Source organism: Rhizobium sp. FG96 (genome assembly GCF_057808655.1).
This window is the reverse complement of sequence record NZ_JBMDIL010000011.1, coordinates 134848-152326: the sequence shown is the minus strand read 5'-3', so window position 1 is coordinate 152326 and position 17479 is coordinate 134848. Positions and strand designations below refer to the sequence as shown.

Below are 17479 nucleotides of genomic sequence, written 5' to 3'. Positions count from 1 at the left end.
GATGTGACGGAGGTAGAGCGTCAGAATTCCGGCATCTATTCGGACCGCGCCTGCGCGCCGGAGGAAACGCTTGCCCGCATCGCTCCACTGCTCCTCCGCTACGGTATCACCCGCCTCGCCCGCGTCACCGGCCTCGATTGCATCCGCATCCCCGTCTGGAACGCCATCGTTCCCAACGCCCGCTCGATCGTCATCAACCAGGGCAAGGGTCTCACCGATACGGACGCAAAAGTGTCCGCCGCCATGGAGGCACTGGAGCGCGCGATAGCGGGCGAGCCGCATCTGACGGGCAGGCTCTCGACCGGCGCCAATCTCTCCGCATCGGGCGCCCGCTGGCATCCGCTGAACGAACTGATAGCAGCCGGCCACGACGACATCGAAGCCGATGAGCGACTGGAATGGGTCGCCGGCACGAGCCTCGAGGACGGCGCCACCATCTACGTCCCCAGGGACGCGATCCCGCTCGACCGGACCCAGCATGACTGCCGCTTCTGGCAATCCTCCGACGGCCTCGCATCCGGCAACACCGTCGAGGAAGCCAGGCTCCACGCTCTCCTCGAACGGATCGAACGCGACGCCTACGCTCTGTGGCAGATGACGCCACCGAGCCAAATCGAAGCGCTGGCACCTGAAACGTTCGGCGATCCGGCAATCGACAGCCTCTGCGAGCGCATCGCTATGGCCAGTCTTTCGCTCCGCCTCTTCGACGTCACCAGCGATATCGGTATCCCCTGCATCGCTGCCCTGCTCGGCCCCGGCAATGTCACCGAGGCAAGACATGTCCGCTTCGTCGACGTCACCCACGGATGCGGCTGCCATCCCAATCCCGTCCGCGCCGCCATCCGCGCCATCACCGAAGCCGCACAATCACGCCTGACCTTTATCAGCGGCGCCCGGGACGACATCCTGCCCGAGGTCTTTGCACGGCCGCTGCCGGAAGCGATACGAGCGTTATTCAACGCCCCCGTTCGGGACATGAGGATAGCAAATAGCGACCTTCCGTTCGGCGCTGCCGCGCTCCTCGCCGTGACCCTCGAAAAGCTCAGCGCCACAGGCCTCGGTCCCGCCATCGCCATTGAGCTCCAGGAGCCCGGCCTGCCGATTGCCGTCTCGAAAGTCTTCGTCCCCGCTCTCGAAAATCCCGAGGGCAATCGCAAGCACCGCTTCGGCCCGCGCGCCATCTCGCGATCGATGGAGTTCCTATGAAGACTGTCTTCGTCGGCCCGACGCTTCCGAATGCCGGCAAGCTTGCAAGCGGCGAGATCGATATCCGCCCCCCGGCATCGCAGGGCGACGTCTTCCGTGCCGCAAAGGACGGCGCGACCGTCATCGGCATCGTCGACGGTTACTTCGAATATGCCGCCCCCATCTGGCACAAGGAAATCCTCTTCGCCCTGTCGCAGGGCATCTGCGTCTTCGGCGCCGCCAGCATGGGCGCGCTCCGCGCCGCCGAATGTGCCGCCTATGGCATGACCGGCATCGGCCGGATCTATGAGATGTATGCCAGCGGCGCGCTCGAAGACGACAGCGCCGTCGCCCAGCTGCATGCGCCCGGCGAACTCGGCTACCGCTCGCTCAGCGAACCGTTCGTCAATGTCGTGTCCACACTTGGTGACATGCTGGCGCGCGGGTTGATCAGCCATGAGGAACAGCGGATCCTCGGTCACAACGCCAGAGCAATCTTCTTCAAACTGCGAACCTGGAAATCCATTCTCGCGGCAGCGCAAATCGAAGCTGCGCGTGCAGAAGAACTGATGCGATTGATCGCCGCCAACGCCATCGATCAGAAGCGCCGCGATGCCGAGGAACTGCTCGCAGCAGTGATCGCTGCGCCCGATGCATACTCCGTCCCGCCAGAGAACTGGCGCTTCAAAAAGACCACGCTCTGGGACGCCCTCGAAAGAAATGCGTGACAGCGCGGAATAAAATCGCCGCCCCGCGTGTCTCATGTCCGGCAAAGCAAGAAAGCCTGCCGAACGTGAGGAGAGACCCACATGAAGATCGTAACCTTCGCAACCGCATTTGCCGTTGCCGCAGCCGCTGCCACCGCCGCCTTTGCAGCCGCCCCCGTCCAGACCGTCGAATCCGCCAAGGGCAAGGTGCTCGCAGGCGAAAACGGCATGACGCTCTACACCTTCAAGAAGGACGCCAAGGACACGTCCAACTGCAATGGCGATTGCGCCAAGAACTGGCCGCCGCTCGCTGCCGCTGGCGATGCCAAGCCAGATGGTGCATATTCGATCATCGATCGCAAGGACGGGACGAAACAGTGGGCCAAGGACGGCATGCCGCTCTACTTCTGGGTCAAGGACAAGAAGAAGGGCGATATCACCGGCGATGGCGTCGGCGGCAACTGGGATCTTGCCAAGCCCTGAGTATCCGCGCGTGAAAACACCTGCACCCGAAACATTCGAGGGCCAGATCCTGGCCCTCCTTCCCTCGCTCCGGCGCTATTCGCGAAGCCTGACCCGCTCCGATGCCGAAGGCGAGGATCTGCTGCAGGACTGCGTCGAAAAGGTACTCGCCCGCCGCTCGCAATGGCGCGGCCTGAACCTGCGCGGCTGGGCGCTGACGATCATGACCAATCTCTACCGCAATGCCCGCCGCCCCGGCCCGCGCAGCATGACCGTCGATCTCGATACGGCCGAAAACATCGCCTCGCCCGAGACGCCGTCCGATCCGCTGGAGCGCGCCCGCCTGGAAGATGCGCTGAACAGCCTCTCGGAAGAAAACCGCGCCGTGCTGATGCTGGTCGTCATCGAGGGCTACACCTATAGCGAAGTCGCCACCGCCCTCGATATCCCGGTTGGTACGGTGATGTCGCGCCTGTCACGCGCCCGACAGCGCGTTGCCGAAAGAATGAAGGCCGATAATGTGATTACGCTTCGGAGACCGAAATGAGCGAGACCAACCCGACCGTGACCGAAGCGGACCTGCATGCCTATGCCGACGGCCAGTTGGCGGAAGCCGAACGCGCCCGCATCGAGGCATGGCTGAAGGACAATCCCGATGAGGCCGCCACTGTAGCCGAATGGCAATCGCAGAGTGCTGCAATCCAGAAGATGTTCGGCCCTTACGCCGCGACCCGCCCTGACGATGCCCTTCTCGTCAGCCCGCATAGGGCGCGCTCCTCATGGCCGCGCCGCGCCGCAATCGCCGCCTCCATCGCCGCCATCTTCGCCGCCGGCGCGCTGAGCGGCCGTTACGGTCCGGCTCTGCTCGAAAAGCCGGAGCTGCAGCTCACGGCGTCCGAGACCCTGCCGCAGCAGGCCCAGAACGCCTTCCTCGTCTATGCAAGCGAGGTCCGCCACCCCGTCGAGGTCTTTGCCAACGAGGAAGCCCATCTCGCCACCTGGCTCGGCAAGCGGCTGGCGATCCAGAACCTGAAGGTGCCCGATCTGCAGGCGCTCGGCTTCCATCTCGTTGGCGGTCGCCTGCTGCCGGTCGATGGCAAGCCGGGAGCGATGTTCATGTATGAGGATCAGGGCGGCGAGCGCCTGACGGTGCTGGTCGGCCGCAATGCCGGCAATCGCACCACAAGCTTCCGCTTCGCCTCCGCCGACAATCTGGAGACCTTCTACTGGATCGACGGCGAGCTCGGCTATGCCGTCACCGGCGAAATCTCCCGCGACCTGCTGCGCCAGATCGCCGAGGAGTGCTACCGGCAGTTCCCGTCCTAACGTTGCGGATCGTTGGCGAGCTCGATCGGCCGGCCATGCGGCGTCGCTTCGGCGGCGCGCTGCCAGCTTTCCTGCAGCGACAGGATCGTCGCGGCATCGGTTACGCCCTTGCTGGCGACGATCTGCGACAGCGCAGCAACCCAGCAATCGAAATAGTCAGCACCATCGGCGGCGCGGCCGGGCTTGTGCAGTTCGGCTGACAGCGTCTCCGCCCACTCGCTCCACGCGAACAATCCGCGCTCATGCAGATGCACGGTGATCGCGAAGGCCTCCGCCGCCCAGGGCTCCGGAAACACCGGATCGCCCTCGGCCGATTTCGGCAGCTGCGGCGAGTCCCGCAGCGGTGACACCTGATCACACTGGCTCAAGATAGCTCTCCCAGGCATCGATCGACACCGTCAGCGACGGATCGGCGCCCTCGCCCCATATCTCGCCACCATCGAAGACGACCGTATAGACCCATTCCGGGTTCTCGCCCTTTCCATGGGCGTGATCGTCGGGAAACACGAAGGAGCCCTGGACGGCCTCGACGACGCCGGTCTTGGCACGCGCGTAGCGCGGCAGGCGCGTATGGGTTTCCGGATTGAAGTTCCGCGTCCGCACCGCCTGCCCGACAACAAAGCGTGCGGCCGTCTCGACCTGCCGGTCACAGGGCGCGCCCTTGGCCAGCACGCCGGCCACCATATCGGCCTTCAGCACCCGCTTCGGCACCGCGCCGTCATCACGCTTGTGACCATCGGCGATCTCCGCCTGCGTCGCGAAACCGTGGCGCTCCAGAAGCACTTCCAAAGCCCGCGTCCAGATCTCGTAATAGCTGGCCGAGAGATATTGTGCCGGCGGAATGCTCTCGCGGGCGTGGCGGCTTTCATCGATCGTCCAGGCGCCGCAGGCACCGCAGGACAGCACGACGCCGAGCGCCCGCTTTTCCCATTCGGCATGAAAGTATGGCTCGTTCGGCTCGGGCGCCACCGGCCCGAACCCCATCTGCCCACCGAGATCGTGCGGGCCGTTCATGCGCCCGCTCCGGGCGTTGCGGCAATCCCGGTGCCGATCATCGCATCGCGGCTGACGAGATCGGCAAGCGCCTCCTCACCGAGGCCATCAGTGCCCACGGGGCGCTCAGGAATGACGAGATAGCGAAGCTCGGCCGTCGAATCCCACACGCGGATCTTCTTCTCCTCCGGCAGCGTCACGCCGAATTCGGCAAGCACACCGCGCGGATCGATGACGGCGCGCGAGCGATAGGCCGGCGCCTTGTACCAGACCGGCGGCAGACCGAGCACCGACCACGGATAGCAGGAGCACAGCGTGCAGACGACGAGATTGTGGGTATCGGGCGTGTTGAACACGGCGCGCATATGCTCGCCCTGGCGGCCGGTATAACCGAGGCTGGCGATCGCCGCCGTCGCATCCTGCTTCAGCCATTCGGCAAAGGCAGCATCGCTCCAGGCTTTGGCGACGACCCGCGCCCCGTTGCGCGGCCCGATCTTCGTCTCGTAGGTCTCGACGATGGCGTCGATCGCAGCGGGATCGATCAGCCCCTTCTGCGTCAGCACCGTCTCCAGCGCCCTGACACGCGCCTGCATGTCGGTATAGCGGTTGTCGTGGTCATGATCATGCCCGTGGTCATGATCGTGGTGGTGACCATGATGATGGTGATCGTCGTCGTGATCGTGCATGACTGTCCCCTCCGCGCTTTGCAATCCTGTTTAGGCGCTTGCCGCTTCCGCGCCAAGCCACGAAAATCACTTCAGCATCGGCCACAGGCTGAGCACGAGCAGCAGCGCCATGGTGATGTTGAACCACTTGAGCCTCTTGGGATCGGAAAGCCAGTCGCGCAGCGCCGAGCCGAACCCTGCCCAGGTCGAAACGCTCGGCACATTGACCAGCGCAAAGGCAAAGCCGACGATCAGCACGCTGATGAAATAGAGCTCCGGATCGGTATAGGTCGCCATGGCGGTCACCGCCATCACCCAGGCCTTCGGATTGATCCACTGGAAGGCCGCCGCCGACAGGAAGGACATCGGCGCCGCACTCGTCTTGCCCTCGCTCAGCGACCGCGACGAGCCGATCTTCCAGGCGATCCACAGCAGATAGGCGCCGCCGGCGAATTTCAGCACGGTATAGAGCAACGGCACGGTATGCAGCAGCGCGCCGAGCCCGAGGCCGACACCCAGCAGCAGCGACAGGAAGCCCGCGCCGATCCCCAGCATATGCGGGATCGTCCGGCGGAAGCCGAAATTCACGCCCGAGGTGAACAGCATCATGTTGTTCGGCCCCGGCGTGATCGACGTCGTGAAGGCAAACAGCACCAGGGCTGCGAAAGTGTCCAAAGGCATCGTCTTCTCCCAGAGCGACCGCTTGTTGCCGCGATCCGCTTATTAGGTCAGCCTAACTGTCCTATTTTTCCTTCGCCAGCAGATGATTGTCACCGTGACACAATTGCTTGAAAGATGGAGTATCTGCGCAATCTCCGTCTTCACAACCCGGAAAGGCAAAGCCATGCAGGAAGACCCGATCCCGACCATCACCTTCCCCAACGGCATCGAAGTGCCCGCGCTCGGTCAGGGCACCTGGAACATGGGCGAACGGGGCACCGAATCCGAACGCGAGATATCAAGCCTGAAGGCCGGCATCGATCTCGGCATGACGCTGATCGACACCGCCGAAATGTACGGCGAAGGGGGCGCCGAGCGCATCGTCGGCCGCGCCATCAAGGGCCAGCGCGACAAGGTGTTCATCACCAGCAAGGTCTATCCCCACAATGCCAGCCGCACCGGCACGATCGAGGCCTGTAACCGCAGCCTCTCGCGCTTGGGCATCGATCGCATCGATCTCTATCTCCTGCACTGGCGCGGCGAGCACCCGCTGGAAGAGACGGTCGAGGCCTTCGAAGACCTGGAGGACGCCGGCAAGATCGGCGCCTGGGGCGTCTCGAATTTCGACACCGCCGATATGGAGGAGCTGTTTTCCGTGCCCGGCGGGCGCAAATGCGCCGCCAATCAGGTGCTCTACAATCTCGCCCGCCGAGGCATTGAATATGACCTCCTGCCCTGGTGCCAGAAATACGGCGTGCCGGTCATGGCCTATTCGCCGATCGAACAGGGCCGCATCCTGCACAAGCCCGAACTGATCCGCATCGCCAAGGCCAATCAGGCGACCCCGGCGCAGGTGGCGCTCGCCTTCTTGCTTGAACGCGACGGCGTCATCCCCATCCCGAAGACCTCGTCGGCAGCGCGCACGAGCGAAAACCGCGAAAGCGTCTCGCTCGATCTCAGCGACGAGGACTGGTCCGCCCTCGACGCCGCCTTCCCGCCGCCCGCGCGAAAGTCCTCGCTGGAGATGCTGTGACGCAAAATGAAAACGCCCGGGCATCAAACCCGGGCGCTCTCTTAATTCCGTAATCGGCGTTGGGCTTACATGCCCTGCGCGCCGCGGTTCATCGCCGCGATACCCGTGCGGCAGACTTCGATGAGGCCGAGCGGCTTCATGACCGAGACGAACTGGTCGATCTTCGAGGACTTGCCGGTAATTTCCAGGATGAAATGATCGACGGTGGCGTCGACGACCTTGGCGTGGAACGCATCGGCAAGGCGCAGCGTCTCGGCGCGGGCATCGCCTTCGCCCACCACCTTGATCAGCGCGACTTCACGCTCGATCGGCCGGTCCTGGCCGAGCTCGCGGGCACGCACCGTCAGGTCGACCACGCGGTGAACCGGAACGATGCGTTCCAGCTGTGCCTTGATCTGATCGAGAACTTGCGGCGTGCCGCGGGTGACGATGGTGATGCGCGACAGATGCGCCTGATGCTCGGTTTCGGAAACGGTCAGGCTTTCGATGTTGTAGCCGCGGCCGGAGAACAGGCCGATGACGCGGGCGAGGACGCCCGGTTCGTTATCGACCAGTACCGAGAGCGTATGGCTCTCGGCGGCGGCCGTTTCCGGGGAGATGAAGTAGGCGGAACCGGTGGGTTGAAGGTGTGCGTTCATGGTCTTGTTTCCTCTACTTCGATCAGACGAGCTGACGGCCCTTGGCGTCGATGGCGTTGGCGACGGCTTCGTCGGTCGCTTCATCGGGCAGCAGCATCTCGTTATGTGCCTTGCCCGACGGGATCATCGGGAAGCAGTTGGCGAGATTGGCAACGCGGCAATCGAAGATGACCGGCTTCTTGACGTCGATCATCTCCTGGATGGTCGCATCGAGATCCTCGGGCTTTTCGCAACGCAGGCCGACAGCGCCATAGGCCTCGGCGAGCTTGACGAAATCAGGCATCGCTTCGGTATAGGAGTTCGACAGGCGGTTGCCGTGCAGCAGCTGCTGCCACTGGCGCACCATGCCCATGTACTGGTTGTTCATGATGAAGATCTTGATCGGCGCGTCATACTGGATCGCGGCCGACATTTCCTGGATGCACATCTGGATCGAGGCATCGCCAGCAATGTCGATAACCAGGCTTTCCGGGTGGGCGATCTGGACGCCGAGCGCTGCCGGCAGGCCGTAGCCCATGGTGCCCAAGCCACCCGAGGTCATCCAGCGGTTCGGCTTCTCGAAGCCGTAGAACTGCGCGGCCCACATCTGGTGCTGACCGACTTCGGTCGTGATGTAGGTGTCGCGATCCTTGGTCAGTTCATAGAGACGCTCAAGCGCATATTGCGGCATGATGACGTCGTTGTTCTTCGTGTAGGCGAAGGAGTTGCGGGCGCGCCAGCGGGCGATATCGGCCCACCAGTCCGCCGTCTGGGTCTTTGCCGGCTTGTTCGGCAGAGCCCGCCACAGGCGGACCATATCCTCGAGGATATTGCCGACGTCGCCGCGGATCGGAATGTCGGCGCGGACGTTCTTGTTAATCGACGACGGATCGATGTCGATATGGATCTTCTTCGAGTTCGGCGAGAAGGCGTTGATGCGGCCGGTGATGCGGTCGTCGAAACGGGCGCCGATGCAGACCATGACGTCGCAATCATGCATCGCCATGTTGGCTTCGTAGGAGCCGTGCATGCCGAGCATCTTCAGCCAGTTCTTGCCGGATGCCGGATAGGCGCCGAGGCCCATCAGCGTCGAGGTGATCGGGAAATCGGTGAGCTCGACCAGCTCGCGCAGCAGCTTGGAGGCTTCCGGGCCGGAATTGATGACGCCGCCGCCGCTGTAGATGATCGGACGGCGGGCATTCGCCATCATCTCGATTGCCGCGTGGATCTGGTTCAGATCGCCCTGGACCTTCGGCTGGTAGCTCTTCTGGATGACATGGGCGGACGGCGGCGTGTAGGTGCCGGTCGCGAACTGGATGTCCTTCGGAATATCGACCAGAACCGGGCCCGGACGGCCCGACTGGGCAATACGGAAGGCTTCGTGGATGATGGCCGCCAGCTGGTTGACGTCCTTGACCAGCCAGTTGTGCTTGGTGCACGGGCGGGTGATCCCGACGGTATCGGCTTCCTGGAAGGCGTCGGAGCCGATCAGCGAGGTCGGAACCTGGCCGCTGAGGCAGACGAGCGGGACGGAATCCATCAGCGCGTCCTGCAGCGGCGTAACGGCATTGGTCGCGCCCGGGCCGGAGGTGACCAGCATGACGCCGACCTTGCCGGTCGAGCGGGCATAACCTTCGGCCGCGTGGCCGGCGCCCTGCTCGTGGCGGACGAGAATGTGCTTGATCTCGTCCTGCTGGAAGATTTCGTCATAGATCGGAAGCACGGCACCACCCGGATATCCGAAGATATGCTCGACGCCGTTGTCCTTCAGCGCCCGGAGTACGATCTCCGCTCCCGTCATCCGATTGCTATCTGCCGTCTGATTGTCCGTGCCCGTCATTTCTCTGTTCCGTTCTGACTGCTGGGATTTAAGTTTTGTGGTCGGCAAGCCTGAATTTCAGGCATAAAAAAAGGCCCCTGAGGGAGCCTGTCATCTAGCGCATGGGTGGCTATCGCCGGATGGTTACACCATCCTGCCCATGCGCTTTCCCACCACAATAAGAGCTGCTGCGATTTTCATGGGCGCAAGTGATAGACAGAAAATTTCGCAGCGTCAACGCTTGCCGAAATAAAAAAACGACGCGTCCGGCGGCGCCATCTACAGGTTCTTACCCTCCAGAATTAAGGGCCGGAACCATTTATTAAAAGATAAGTCATATCTTGGATCGCTAACGCAGGGAGTAGGCCGTTGCTCAACAACGACTTGCAGACGTCAGGGAAAGCCGGCGAGCATGACCGCCGCGATAGCCAGGCGCGGGGTAACCGCTTTCTGGGCCGTGTCGTCGCATGCAGCGGTTCCCGCACGACGATCGCCGCAATCGCCGAAGGCGGCGGCACCGATCTCACCGAACTCTGGTCCGTCGGACGGCTGATTTCGATCAGCGTCGGGCGCAACCGCGTCGTCGCCCTCGTCTATCAGATGAACACCGGCTCCCACATGTGGGGCGAAGGTGAAGACAACGGCTTCAGCATCGAGGCCGAGCTCCTCGGCGAAGTCCGCGTCGATGAAGACGGCCGCGAGGAATTCTCGACCGGCATCTCACGCTACCCCTATCTCGGCGCCATCGCCCACCGGATCCGCTCTGCCGACCTGATGCGCATCTATGATGCCGGTGCCGGCGCGACCGCCGTGATCGGCAACCTCACCCAGGACGAAAGCATCGACGCGGCGATCCATGTGCCCTCGATGCTGTCGAAGCATTTCGCCATCGTCGGCTCGACCGGCGTCGGCAAGTCGACGGCGGTGTCGCTGCTGCTGCACAAGGCGATCGAGGCCGATCCGAAGCTGCGCGTGCTGATCCTCGATCCGCATAACGAATTTGCCGCGGCCTTCCCCAAGCATTCCGTCGTCATCGACACCGACACGCTCGACCTGCCCTTCTGGCTGATGCGGCTCGAGGAATTCGCCGAAGTGGTCTTCCGCGGCCGCCCGCCGGTGCCGGAAGAGCTCGACATGCTGCGCGACATCATGCCGGAGGCCAAGCGCGCCTTCCGCGGCAGCGACAGCTCGCTGGTGCGCCGCACGACGGAGAAAAGCTCGATCACCGCTGATACGCCGGTGCCCTATCGCATGGCCGATCTCCTGGCACTGATCGACGAGCGCATCGGCCGCCTCGAAGGCCGTGCCGAAAAGCCGTTCCTGCGGTCGCTGAAGATGCGCATCATCGCCGCCATCAACGACCCGCGCTACCACTTCATGTTCTCCAACAACACGATCTCCGACACGATTGTGGAGACCGTGGCGCAGATCTTCCGCATCCCGGGCGAAGGCCGCCCGATCTGCACCTTCCAGCTCTCCGGCATCCCGTCGGAAGTCGTCAATTCCGTCGCGTCCGTGCTCTGCCGCATGGCCTTCGAAATCGGCCTCTGGAGCGAAGGCGCGATCCATATGCTGGTAGTCTGCGAGGAAGCGCACCGCTATATTCCGGCTGATCCAACGCTCGGTTTCGTGCCGACCCGCCAGGCCATCGCCCGCATCGCCAAGGAAGGCCGCAAATACGGCGTCTCGCTTGGCATCATCACCCAGCGCCCGGGCGAACTCGACCAGACGATCCTGTCGCAGTGCTCGACGCTGTTTGCCATGCGTCTGTCCAACGACCGCGACCAGGAAATCATCCGCTCGGCGATCCCGAATTCGTCGATCTCGACGACCAGCTTCATCTCCTCGATCGGCAACGGCGAAGCGATCGCCTTCGGCGAGGCGATCAGCGTTCCCATGCGAATGCGCTTCTCGCGCGTTGCGCAGAACCTGCTGCCGAAAGCCCATGGCGCAACGGCAAAGCAGTCCGAGGAAGATCCCGATACCGTCGATCTGCGCAAGATCGTCACCCGCATGCGCGCCGTCAGCGGCGCCGCCGGCCCGGATATCTCGAATTTCCAAAACAGCTACAACGCCTCGGTCCAGAGCGACATGCTGTTCGACGACGAGGAGCCGCCGGAGGGCCAAGCCTATCCGCTGCCGGCCGCCGCCACGCCATCGATGTCGCTGAACGAGCCCTACCGCCCGGATATGCTGCCGCGCAGCTACGCGCCGCAGGATCCGCAGCCGGCAGCCGCCGGATCGATCGACAGCCGCCTGGAGGCGCTGCGCCGTGAAATGCGCCGCGAGGAAGCCGGCCAGCCCCGCTCCTTCGGCAATCAGGAACCGGCACCGACAGTCCAGCGCCGCGAACCCGGCACCTCTTCCCTGCGCGAAAGCATCCTCAGGAAGCCGCTGAGCAGCCTTTACAACAAGGATTGATGCTTACGCAGTCCGCGATTTGGTCGCGGCAGCAAGCACGCTGAGATGCCGTTCGATCAGTGTCAGAAAAGCGATTGTGCCGCAGATCAGCGACGCAAGCACGATACCGCCGATGGCACCGAACAGCGCGCCAACCAGGAACATTCCCGATCCACCCTGAGCAGACGCGGCCGCTCCGGCTGAAAATGTCGAGAATGCCAGGATGATGACGGCGATGATTGCATTGATGGAAGCAAGCGTCTTGGCCAGAAAGTTGTTCATGGAGTTTCTCCAGATTGTCCCTGGAGAACCTCTACAACTGCATCCCCGCGCCAAGCTTGCCGCGGAGTGTATGCGTCAGGGCGCCATACGCTCCCAACTGTCGTCCATCTGATTGCGAAACCACGTCATCTGTCGCTTGGCGTACTGGCGTGTCGCCGCCGAACCCCTGTCGATCACCTCGTCCCTCGTCAGCTCGCCGCGAAACATCGCTGCAATCTGCGAAACGCCGATCGCCTTCATGGCGGGCATCTCGGCTGGTAGATTAAGGGCAAGCAGCGCCCGAACCTCATCCTCCGCGCCCTGCTCCAGCATCGCCTCGAAACGGCCGTTGATCCGCTGGTGCAGCACCGCGCGATCAGGCAGCACGACGATCTTCCGCGCGCTATCGGGATCGACGATCACCGGTCCGGTCTGCTGTTGAAAGGCGGCGATCGAACGGCCCGTCGCTTCCAGGACTTCCAGCGCGCGGACGATGCGCTGCCCATCTTCAGGGTTCAGGCTTTCCGCAACCGCCGGATCCCGCTCCTGCAGCGCCGCATAGAGCTGCGACGGCCCCTCGTCGATCAGCCGCTGGCGCAATCCTGCGCGGATTTCATCGGGTATCACCGGCATGTCGGAAAGCCCGCCTGTCAGCGCCTTGAAATAGAGCCCGGTGCCACCGACGAAAACAGGCAGTCGCCCCTTGTTCCGCAAACGCGGCAGGAGCTCGACGACATCCCGAATCCAGGCACCGGTCGAATAGGCGGTACCGGCAGGCACGTGCCCATAAAGATGATGCGGCACGCCTTCCATGTCGGCGTCATCGGGTCGCGCCGTCAGCACCCGCAGCGTGTCGTAGACCTGCATGCTGTCGGCATTGATCACCGCGCCGCCATGCTGCTTTGCCAGTTTCAAGGCCAGCGCGGACTTGCCGCTTGCGGTCGGCCCGGTTATCAGGATCGCACCTGTTGTGCTCAGAAGGTTTTCCATATGGCTCTCGTTGCCACGCTTGTTGCCAATCCGTCAAACCCCGTTCTGTCTCCGGCGCTTGCCGAGAAGGCGCATGACAGCGTCAAAGCCTCCGGTCTCTACTGGCTGGCGGATGGCATCGCCTGCGATATCGCCCTTCGCGACGGCACGGATGCCGCAGAAGCCGAAGCTGCAATTCTTTCGGTCCTCGCCGGCCAGCCCGTGGACGTGGTGGTTCAGAACGCCGAGACGCGCCGCAAGAAGCTGCTGATCGCCGACATGGATTCGACGATGATCGGCCAGGAATGCATCGACGAGCTCGCCGCCGAAGTCGGCCTCAAGGATAAGGTGGCAACGATCACCGCCCGCGCCATGAACGGCGAGATCGCCTTCGAACCGGCGCTGCGCGAGCGCGTCGCGCTGCTGAAGGGCCTGCCCATTTCCGTCGTCGACGAGGTCATCGCCAAGCGCATCACGCTGACGCCGGGCGGTCCGGAACTGATCGCCACGATGAAGGCGAAGGGCTACTACACCGCCCTTGTCTCCGGCGGTTTTACAGTGTTTACGAGCCGCATCGGCGCCACGCTCGGCTTCGACGAAAACCGCGCCAACCTGCTGCTCAACGAGAACGGCACCCTGTCGGGCTTCGTCGCCGAGCCGATCCTCGGCAAGCAGGCCAAGGTCGATGCGCTGATCGACATCTCGGAGAAGCTCGGCATCACCCCTGAGGACGCCATCGCCGTCGGCGACGGCGCCAACGATCTCGGCATGCTGCACCTCGCGGGATCCGGCGTTGCCCTGCACGCCAAGCCGGCCGTCGCCGCCGAAGCGAAGATGCGCATCAACCACGGCGACCTGACCGCGCTTCTCTACATCCAGGGTTACCGCAAAACGGATTTCGTAACGCCATGACCGAGACCATCCTCACGACCAGCAGGCTCATCATCCGCAACTGGCGCGAGGAGGACCGCGATCTCTTCCACGAGATCAATTCCGACCCCGATGTCATGGAGTTTTTCCCGCGGCGGCGCAACCGCCAGGAATCGGACGAGCTCTTCGATTACCTCCGCAAGCTGATCGCCGACACCGGCCTCGGCTTCTACGCCCTGGAACACACGGAGACCGGCGACACGCTCGGCTTCTGCGGCATCATGCGAACTTCGCACGAACCGGCAATCCCCGACGGCACCGTGGAGATCGGCTGGCGGCTCGCCAAACGCCATTGGGGTGCGGGCTATGTCAGCGAAGCCGCAACCGCGCTGCTACAGCACGGCTTCGACAACCACGGGCTCAAGGAAATCGTCGCCTTCACTGTCCCCCAGAACCGCCGCTCACGCGCCGTCATGGAACGCATCGGCATGACGCATCATGAAGATCGCGACTTCGACCACCCGAAGGTCCCGGCCACCACCCCGGACTTCATCCGCCACGTCCTCTATGCGATCAGCGCGCCGGAGCGCCGCTGACCCTATTCCATCGGCACCGCGATGAAGCGCAAGTCGCCATTGGCGGCGGCGATCATCATCTGGGCGTTGCGGCGGCCTTCCTGCTTCAGCGACTGAACCTTGGCAGCAACGGCATCCGGCGACTTCATGAATTCCTGCGCCACCTCGACGATCACGTCGCCGGGCTTCAGGCCCTTTTCGGCCGCAGCCGAGCCGGGCGTCACTTCCGTGACGACGACGCCGTCGACGCTTTCGGCGATGTTGAAGGTCTTGCGGATATCCGGGTTGAGCAGCGACAACGACAGCCCGAGCACGTTCTTCGGCGTCGCTGCGTCGGGGGCGACCTGACCCTGCTGGTCTGTCTGGCCCTGGCCCTTGTTCTCGGGACCCTTGTTCTCGGGACCCTTGTTTTCAGGCGTCTTGTTTTCCGTGCCCTTGTTGTCGGGTGACGGCTGAGCCTGATCGCTGTCGGGCTCGTCCATGTCGTCGTTCTCGCCGGGATCCGGATTGATGACGCCGCCATTCTGCGAACCGTCATCGCTGTTTGCCGCGGCCTGGTCGCTGTCTTCGAGACGGCCGAGCGTCACCTTGACGGTCTGCTCCTTGCCGTCGCGCAGCACCACGACATCGACTTCCTTGCCGACAGGGCTTTCGGCGACGACGCGCGGCAGATCGCGCATCTCGTTGACCGCCTTGCCGTCGAATTTCAGGATGACGTCGCCGGCCTTGATCGAGCCGTTATCGACAGGTCCGCCCTTGATGACACCGGCAACCAGCGCGCCCTTGGCGGCATCGAGGCCGAGGCTGTCGGCGACATCGTCGGTAACGGGCTGGATGCGCACGCCGAGCCAGCCGCGGCGCGTCTCGCCATATTCGCGAAGCTGCGCCACGACACCCGAAGCGAGTTCTGACGGCACCGAGAAGCCGATACCGATCGAACCGCCGCTCGGCGAAATGATCGCCGTGTTGATGCCGATGACTTCACCCTTCATGTTGAACAGGGGACCGCCGGAATTGCCCTTGTTGATCGCCGCATCCGTCTGGATGAAGTTGTCATAGGGACCGGCATTGATGTTACGGCCGCGGCCGGAAATGATGCCGACGGTCACCGAGCCGCCGAAGCCGAACGGATTTCCGATTGCCATCACCCAGTCGCCGATACGCATGCCGCTGGAATCGCCGAACTTCACCGCCTTCAGCGGCGTCTTCGGCTCGACCTTGAGAACCGACAGGTCGGTCTTGGTATCGGTGCCGATCAGCTTTGCCTTCAGCTTCGAGCCATTGGCGAAATTGACCTCGATATCGTCGGCGCCTTCGATGACGTGGTTGTTGGTGACGATGTAGCCCGCGGGGTCGATGACGAAGCCCGAACCGAGCGAGCTGACATTGTGGTTGCCGCCGCCCTTGCCGCCCTGCTGCTTGTTGAAGAAGTCGTTGAAGAATTCCTGGAAGGGCGATCCGTCGGGCGCACGCGGCGCCGGACCGGCGCCCTCGTCGTCCTTGACGTTCTGCGATGTCGAGATGTTCACGACTGCGTCGAGGAGGCCTTCAGCGAGATCGGCGACGGAAGCCGGGCCGTTTGTCGGCGGCGTTCCCTGAGCGGCTGCGGTGCCGGCAAGACCGATATTGGCAAGAAGGGCTGCGCCGGCCAGGAGAGCGAGCGATCGTCTGAAGGTCGGGCGTGTCGTGGGGGCCATCAAGCTTCCTCATGTCAGGTCAAAGCGGCAGTCTGACCACCAACATAGGGCGGAATGATGGAGCGTGAAATCACCTTTTCGCGAAATCCCGCGCAATCTCAACTCAGCCTGTGAGAAGCCGGACAAAGGCACCCCCGGGACCGACAGCGGCCAGTCCGAAAGCGCGAATCTGTTGCTCCGCAACCGACGGCAAAAGCCTTGCCATCTGCACAAAAAAACGAGGGGCCGGTGCATAGACCAGCCCCTCGATCGCGAGAAAGAATGCAGGCACCCTCAGGAAATCCTGCAGTCCTCTATTGTCAGTTTGCCGGTGCGGCGGGTGCTGCCGGCGCCGGAGCTGCCGGCGGTACCGAAGGCGTGCCGGTGGCGTTGTCGAAGTAGCGGAAGAACTCCGAGTTCGGCGACAGCACCAGTGTCGTATCCTGCGACGAGAGCGACGAGGAATAAGCCGACATCGAGCGGTAGAACTCGAAGAACGACGGGTCCTTGCCGAAGGATTCGGCGAAGATCCGGTTCCGGTCTGCATCGCCCTGACCGCGCAGGATTTCGGAATCACGCTGCGCTTCCGCGGTGATCTCGACGACCTGACGGTCGGCGACGGCGCGGCGGCGCTGGCCTTCTTCGTTACCCGATGCACGGATACGCTCGGCTTCCGCCAGACGCTCCGAACGCATCGCGTTGTAGGTGTTCGGCGCGACTTCAGGCGAGAGGTCGGTACGGCGGATACGGACGTCGTCGATGTTCAAACCGAGGTTCTCGGCATCGATCCTGAGGTCGTCGCGGATCTCGAGCATCATCGCAACGCGCTCTTCGGAAAGAGCGGCATTGTAGTCACGCAGACCGTAGACGCGGCGCAGCGACGAATCGAGCTGTGCGCGAAGACGAGCCTCGGCAGCCTCGCGGTCACCCGATACCGTTTCGCGGAAGCGGCGGACATCGGCGATGTTGTAGATCACGAAGGCGTCCACATCGAAGGTCTGGCCGTCCTGAACCTGTACGCGGATATTATCGAGATCGAGGCGAAGCGCCTGCTTCTCGACATACTGCACGCGATCCGCGTCCATGAAGGCGAAGGGCAGCTTGAAATACAGGCCCGGCTCGGTCTTGACCGACTGGATCTGACCGAAGCGGACGACGATCGCCTGTTCGCGGGCATTGACCACGAAGACCGACGAATAGACGACGAAGAGAACGACCGCGAGTGCGATCAGCACGGCGGGAAGCTTATTGGATGTCATGG

The 17479-nt window shown here is 63.2% G+C and carries 20 protein-coding genes; 9 read left to right on the top strand and 11 right to left on the bottom strand.

The window, feature by feature from the left end; translation table 11 throughout:
* The first annotated feature begins 3 nt into the window (after positions 1-3).
* From ACODR6_RS21730 to ACODR6_RS21710, 5 genes are all read left to right on the top strand, one after another.
* A complete protein-coding gene (locus tag ACODR6_RS21730; RefSeq protein ID WP_489024407.1) occupies positions 4-1206 on the top strand; it encodes a YcaO-like family protein in 1203 nt (400 codons plus the stop codon).
* Positions 1203-1913, top strand: a complete 711-nt coding sequence (locus tag ACODR6_RS21725; protein WP_489024405.1) for a TfuA-like protein — start codon at positions 1203-1205, stop codon at positions 1911-1913. Before ACODR6_RS21730 ends, ACODR6_RS21725 begins: the two co-directional genes overlap by 4 nt.
* An 81-nt stretch (positions 1914-1994) precedes the next feature.
* A complete protein-coding gene (locus ACODR6_RS21720; protein ID WP_203428582.1) occupies positions 1995-2375 on the top strand; it encodes a COG4315 family predicted lipoprotein in 381 nt (126 codons plus the stop codon).
* A gap of 10 nt (positions 2376-2385) precedes the next feature.
* Positions 2386-2901, top strand: a complete 516-nt coding sequence (locus ACODR6_RS21715) for an RNA polymerase sigma factor (protein ID WP_489024403.1) — start codon at positions 2386-2388, stop codon at positions 2899-2901.
* Positions 2898-3680, top strand: a complete 783-nt coding sequence (locus ACODR6_RS21710; protein ID WP_489024401.1) for an anti-sigma factor family protein — start codon at positions 2898-2900, stop codon at positions 3678-3680. The genes ACODR6_RS21715 and ACODR6_RS21710 overlap by 4 nt, the downstream gene beginning before the upstream one ends.
* Here the strand turns inward: ACODR6_RS21710 and ACODR6_RS21705 are convergent.
* The 4 genes from ACODR6_RS21705 to ACODR6_RS21690 all read right to left on the bottom strand — a co-directional run bounded on the left by ACODR6_RS21705 (position 3677) and on the right by ACODR6_RS21690 (position 6019).
* Entirely contained in the window at positions 3677-4048 is a 372-nt protein-coding gene (locus tag ACODR6_RS21705) for a nitrile hydratase accessory protein (protein ID WP_203428581.1), read from the bottom strand. The genes ACODR6_RS21710 and ACODR6_RS21705 overlap by 4 nt on opposite strands.
* On the bottom strand, positions 4035-4694 hold the full coding sequence (gene nthB, locus ACODR6_RS21700; protein ID WP_489024398.1) for a nitrile hydratase subunit beta: 660 nt from the start codon (positions 4692-4694) through the stop codon (positions 4035-4037). The genes ACODR6_RS21705 and nthB overlap by 14 nt, the downstream gene beginning before the upstream one ends.
* Entirely contained in the window at positions 4691-5359 is a 669-nt protein-coding gene (gene nthA, locus ACODR6_RS21695) for a nitrile hydratase subunit alpha (RefSeq protein ID WP_489024396.1), read from the bottom strand. The genes nthB and nthA overlap by 4 nt, the downstream gene beginning before the upstream one ends.
* Positions 5360-5425: 66 nt before the next feature.
* Positions 5426-6019: a LysE family translocator gene (locus tag ACODR6_RS21690; protein ID WP_489024394.1), complete on the bottom strand. Its 594-nt coding sequence runs from the start codon at positions 6017-6019 to the stop codon at positions 5426-5428.
* A gap of 163 nt (positions 6020-6182) precedes the next feature.
* On the opposite strand from ACODR6_RS21690, the gene ACODR6_RS21685 reads away from it, so the two are divergent.
* Positions 6183-7031, top strand: a complete 849-nt coding sequence (locus ACODR6_RS21685; protein ID WP_130278044.1) for an aldo/keto reductase — start codon at positions 6183-6185, stop codon at positions 7029-7031.
* A 65-nt stretch (positions 7032-7096) separates the two neighbouring features.
* Here ACODR6_RS21685 and ilvN read toward each other — a convergent pair whose 3' ends face one another.
* Both ilvN and ACODR6_RS21675 read right to left on the bottom strand, forming a co-directional pair.
* Positions 7097-7669, bottom strand: coding sequence for an acetolactate synthase small subunit (gene ilvN, locus ACODR6_RS21680; protein WP_489024391.1), 573 nt, complete (start codon positions 7667-7669; stop codon positions 7097-7099).
* A 22-nt stretch (positions 7670-7691) separates the two neighbouring features.
* Positions 7692-9488 (bottom strand): acetolactate synthase 3 large subunit, encoded by a 1797-nt coding sequence (locus ACODR6_RS21675; RefSeq protein WP_489024389.1) that lies wholly within the window; start codon positions 9486-9488, stop codon positions 7692-7694.
* Positions 9489-9836: 348 nt separating this feature from the next.
* Here ACODR6_RS21675 and ACODR6_RS21670 point away from each other — a divergent pair, with 348 nt between their 5' ends.
* The gene (locus ACODR6_RS21670) at positions 9837-11888 is read left to right on the top strand and encodes an ATP-binding protein (RefSeq protein ID WP_199629141.1); all 2052 of its coding nucleotides are present in this window, start codon (positions 9837-9839) and stop codon (positions 11886-11888) included.
* A 3-nt stretch (positions 11889-11891) separates the two neighbouring features.
* On the opposite strand, the gene ACODR6_RS21665 is transcribed toward ACODR6_RS21670, so the two are convergent.
* Both ACODR6_RS21665 and miaA read right to left on the bottom strand, forming a co-directional pair.
* Positions 11892-12149: a hypothetical protein gene (locus ACODR6_RS21665; protein WP_489024386.1), complete on the bottom strand. Its 258-nt coding sequence runs from the start codon at positions 12147-12149 to the stop codon at positions 11892-11894.
* A gap of 75 nt (positions 12150-12224) precedes the next feature.
* The gene (gene miaA / locus ACODR6_RS21660; protein ID WP_489024384.1) at positions 12225-13118 is read right to left on the bottom strand and encodes a tRNA (adenosine(37)-N6)-dimethylallyltransferase MiaA; all 894 of its coding nucleotides are present in this window, start codon (positions 13116-13118) and stop codon (positions 12225-12227) included.
* On the opposite strand from miaA, the gene serB reads away from it, so the two are divergent.
* Both serB and ACODR6_RS21650 read left to right on the top strand, forming a co-directional pair.
* The gene (gene serB, locus ACODR6_RS21655; protein WP_489024382.1) at positions 13119-14009 is read left to right on the top strand and encodes a phosphoserine phosphatase SerB; all 891 of its coding nucleotides are present in this window, start codon (positions 13119-13121) and stop codon (positions 14007-14009) included.
* Positions 14006-14563: a GNAT family N-acetyltransferase gene (locus tag ACODR6_RS21650; RefSeq protein ID WP_489024380.1), complete on the top strand. Its 558-nt coding sequence runs from the start codon at positions 14006-14008 to the stop codon at positions 14561-14563. The genes serB and ACODR6_RS21650 overlap by 4 nt, the downstream gene beginning before the upstream one ends.
* A 2-nt stretch (positions 14564-14565) precedes the next feature.
* Here the strand turns inward: ACODR6_RS21650 and ACODR6_RS21645 are convergent, their stop codons facing one another.
* The 3 genes from ACODR6_RS21645 to hflC form a co-directional block, all read right to left on the bottom strand.
* Positions 14566-16239 (bottom strand): DegQ family serine endoprotease, encoded by a 1674-nt coding sequence (locus ACODR6_RS21645; RefSeq protein ID WP_489024378.1) that lies wholly within the window; start codon positions 16237-16239, stop codon positions 14566-14568.
* Between the two features lie 103 nt (positions 16240-16342).
* Positions 16343-16510, bottom strand: a complete 168-nt coding sequence (locus ACODR6_RS21640) for a DUF2065 family protein (RefSeq protein WP_489024376.1) — start codon at positions 16508-16510, stop codon at positions 16343-16345.
* A 28-nt stretch (positions 16511-16538) separates the two neighbouring features.
* Positions 16539-17477: a protease modulator HflC gene (gene hflC, locus ACODR6_RS21635; protein ID WP_489024374.1), complete on the bottom strand. Its 939-nt coding sequence runs from the start codon at positions 17475-17477 to the stop codon at positions 16539-16541.
* Between the last annotated feature and the right edge of the window lie 2 nt (positions 17478-17479).

Excerpts from the sequence above, each read along its gene's own strand:
- ACODR6_RS21675 (WP_489024389.1), bottom strand. The coding sequence starts at position 9,488 with ATGACGGGCACGGACAATCAGACGGCAGATAGCAATCGGATGACGGGA.
- miaA (WP_489024384.1), bottom strand. The coding sequence starts at position 13,118 with ATGGAAAACCTTCTGAGCACAACAGGTGCGATCCTGATAACCGGGCCG.
- ACODR6_RS21665 (WP_489024386.1), bottom strand. The coding sequence starts at position 12,149 with ATGAACAACTTTCTGGCCAAGACGCTTGCTTCCATCAATGCAATCATC.
- nthA (WP_489024396.1), bottom strand. The coding sequence starts at position 5,359 with ATGCACGATCACGACGACGATCACCATCATCATGGTCACCACCACGAT.
- ACODR6_RS21650 (WP_489024380.1), top strand. The coding sequence starts at position 14,006 with ATGACCGAGACCATCCTCACGACCAGCAGGCTCATCATCCGCAACTGG.
- ACODR6_RS21710 (WP_489024401.1), top strand. The coding sequence starts at position 2,898 with ATGAGCGAGACCAACCCGACCGTGACCGAAGCGGACCTGCATGCCTAT.
- ACODR6_RS21720 (WP_203428582.1), top strand. The coding sequence starts at position 1,995 with ATGAAGATCGTAACCTTCGCAACCGCATTTGCCGTTGCCGCAGCCGCT.
- ACODR6_RS21725 (WP_489024405.1), top strand. The coding sequence starts at position 1,203 with ATGAAGACTGTCTTCGTCGGCCCGACGCTTCCGAATGCCGGCAAGCTT.
- hflC (WP_489024374.1), bottom strand. The coding sequence starts at position 17,477 with ATGACATCCAATAAGCTTCCCGCCGTGCTGATCGCACTCGCGGTCGTT.
- ACODR6_RS21690 (WP_489024394.1), bottom strand. The coding sequence starts at position 6,019 with ATGCCTTTGGACACTTTCGCAGCCCTGGTGCTGTTTGCCTTCACGACG.
- nthB (WP_489024398.1), bottom strand. The coding sequence starts at position 4,694 with ATGAACGGCCCGCACGATCTCGGTGGGCAGATGGGGTTCGGGCCGGTG.
- ACODR6_RS21645 (WP_489024378.1), bottom strand. The coding sequence starts at position 16,239 with ATGGCCCCCACGACACGCCCGACCTTCAGACGATCGCTCGCTCTCCTG.
- serB (WP_489024382.1), top strand. The coding sequence starts at position 13,119 with ATGGCTCTCGTTGCCACGCTTGTTGCCAATCCGTCAAACCCCGTTCTG.
- ilvN (WP_489024391.1), bottom strand. The coding sequence starts at position 7,669 with ATGAACGCACACCTTCAACCCACCGGTTCCGCCTACTTCATCTCCCCG.
- ACODR6_RS21685 (WP_130278044.1), top strand. The coding sequence starts at position 6,183 with ATGCAGGAAGACCCGATCCCGACCATCACCTTCCCCAACGGCATCGAA.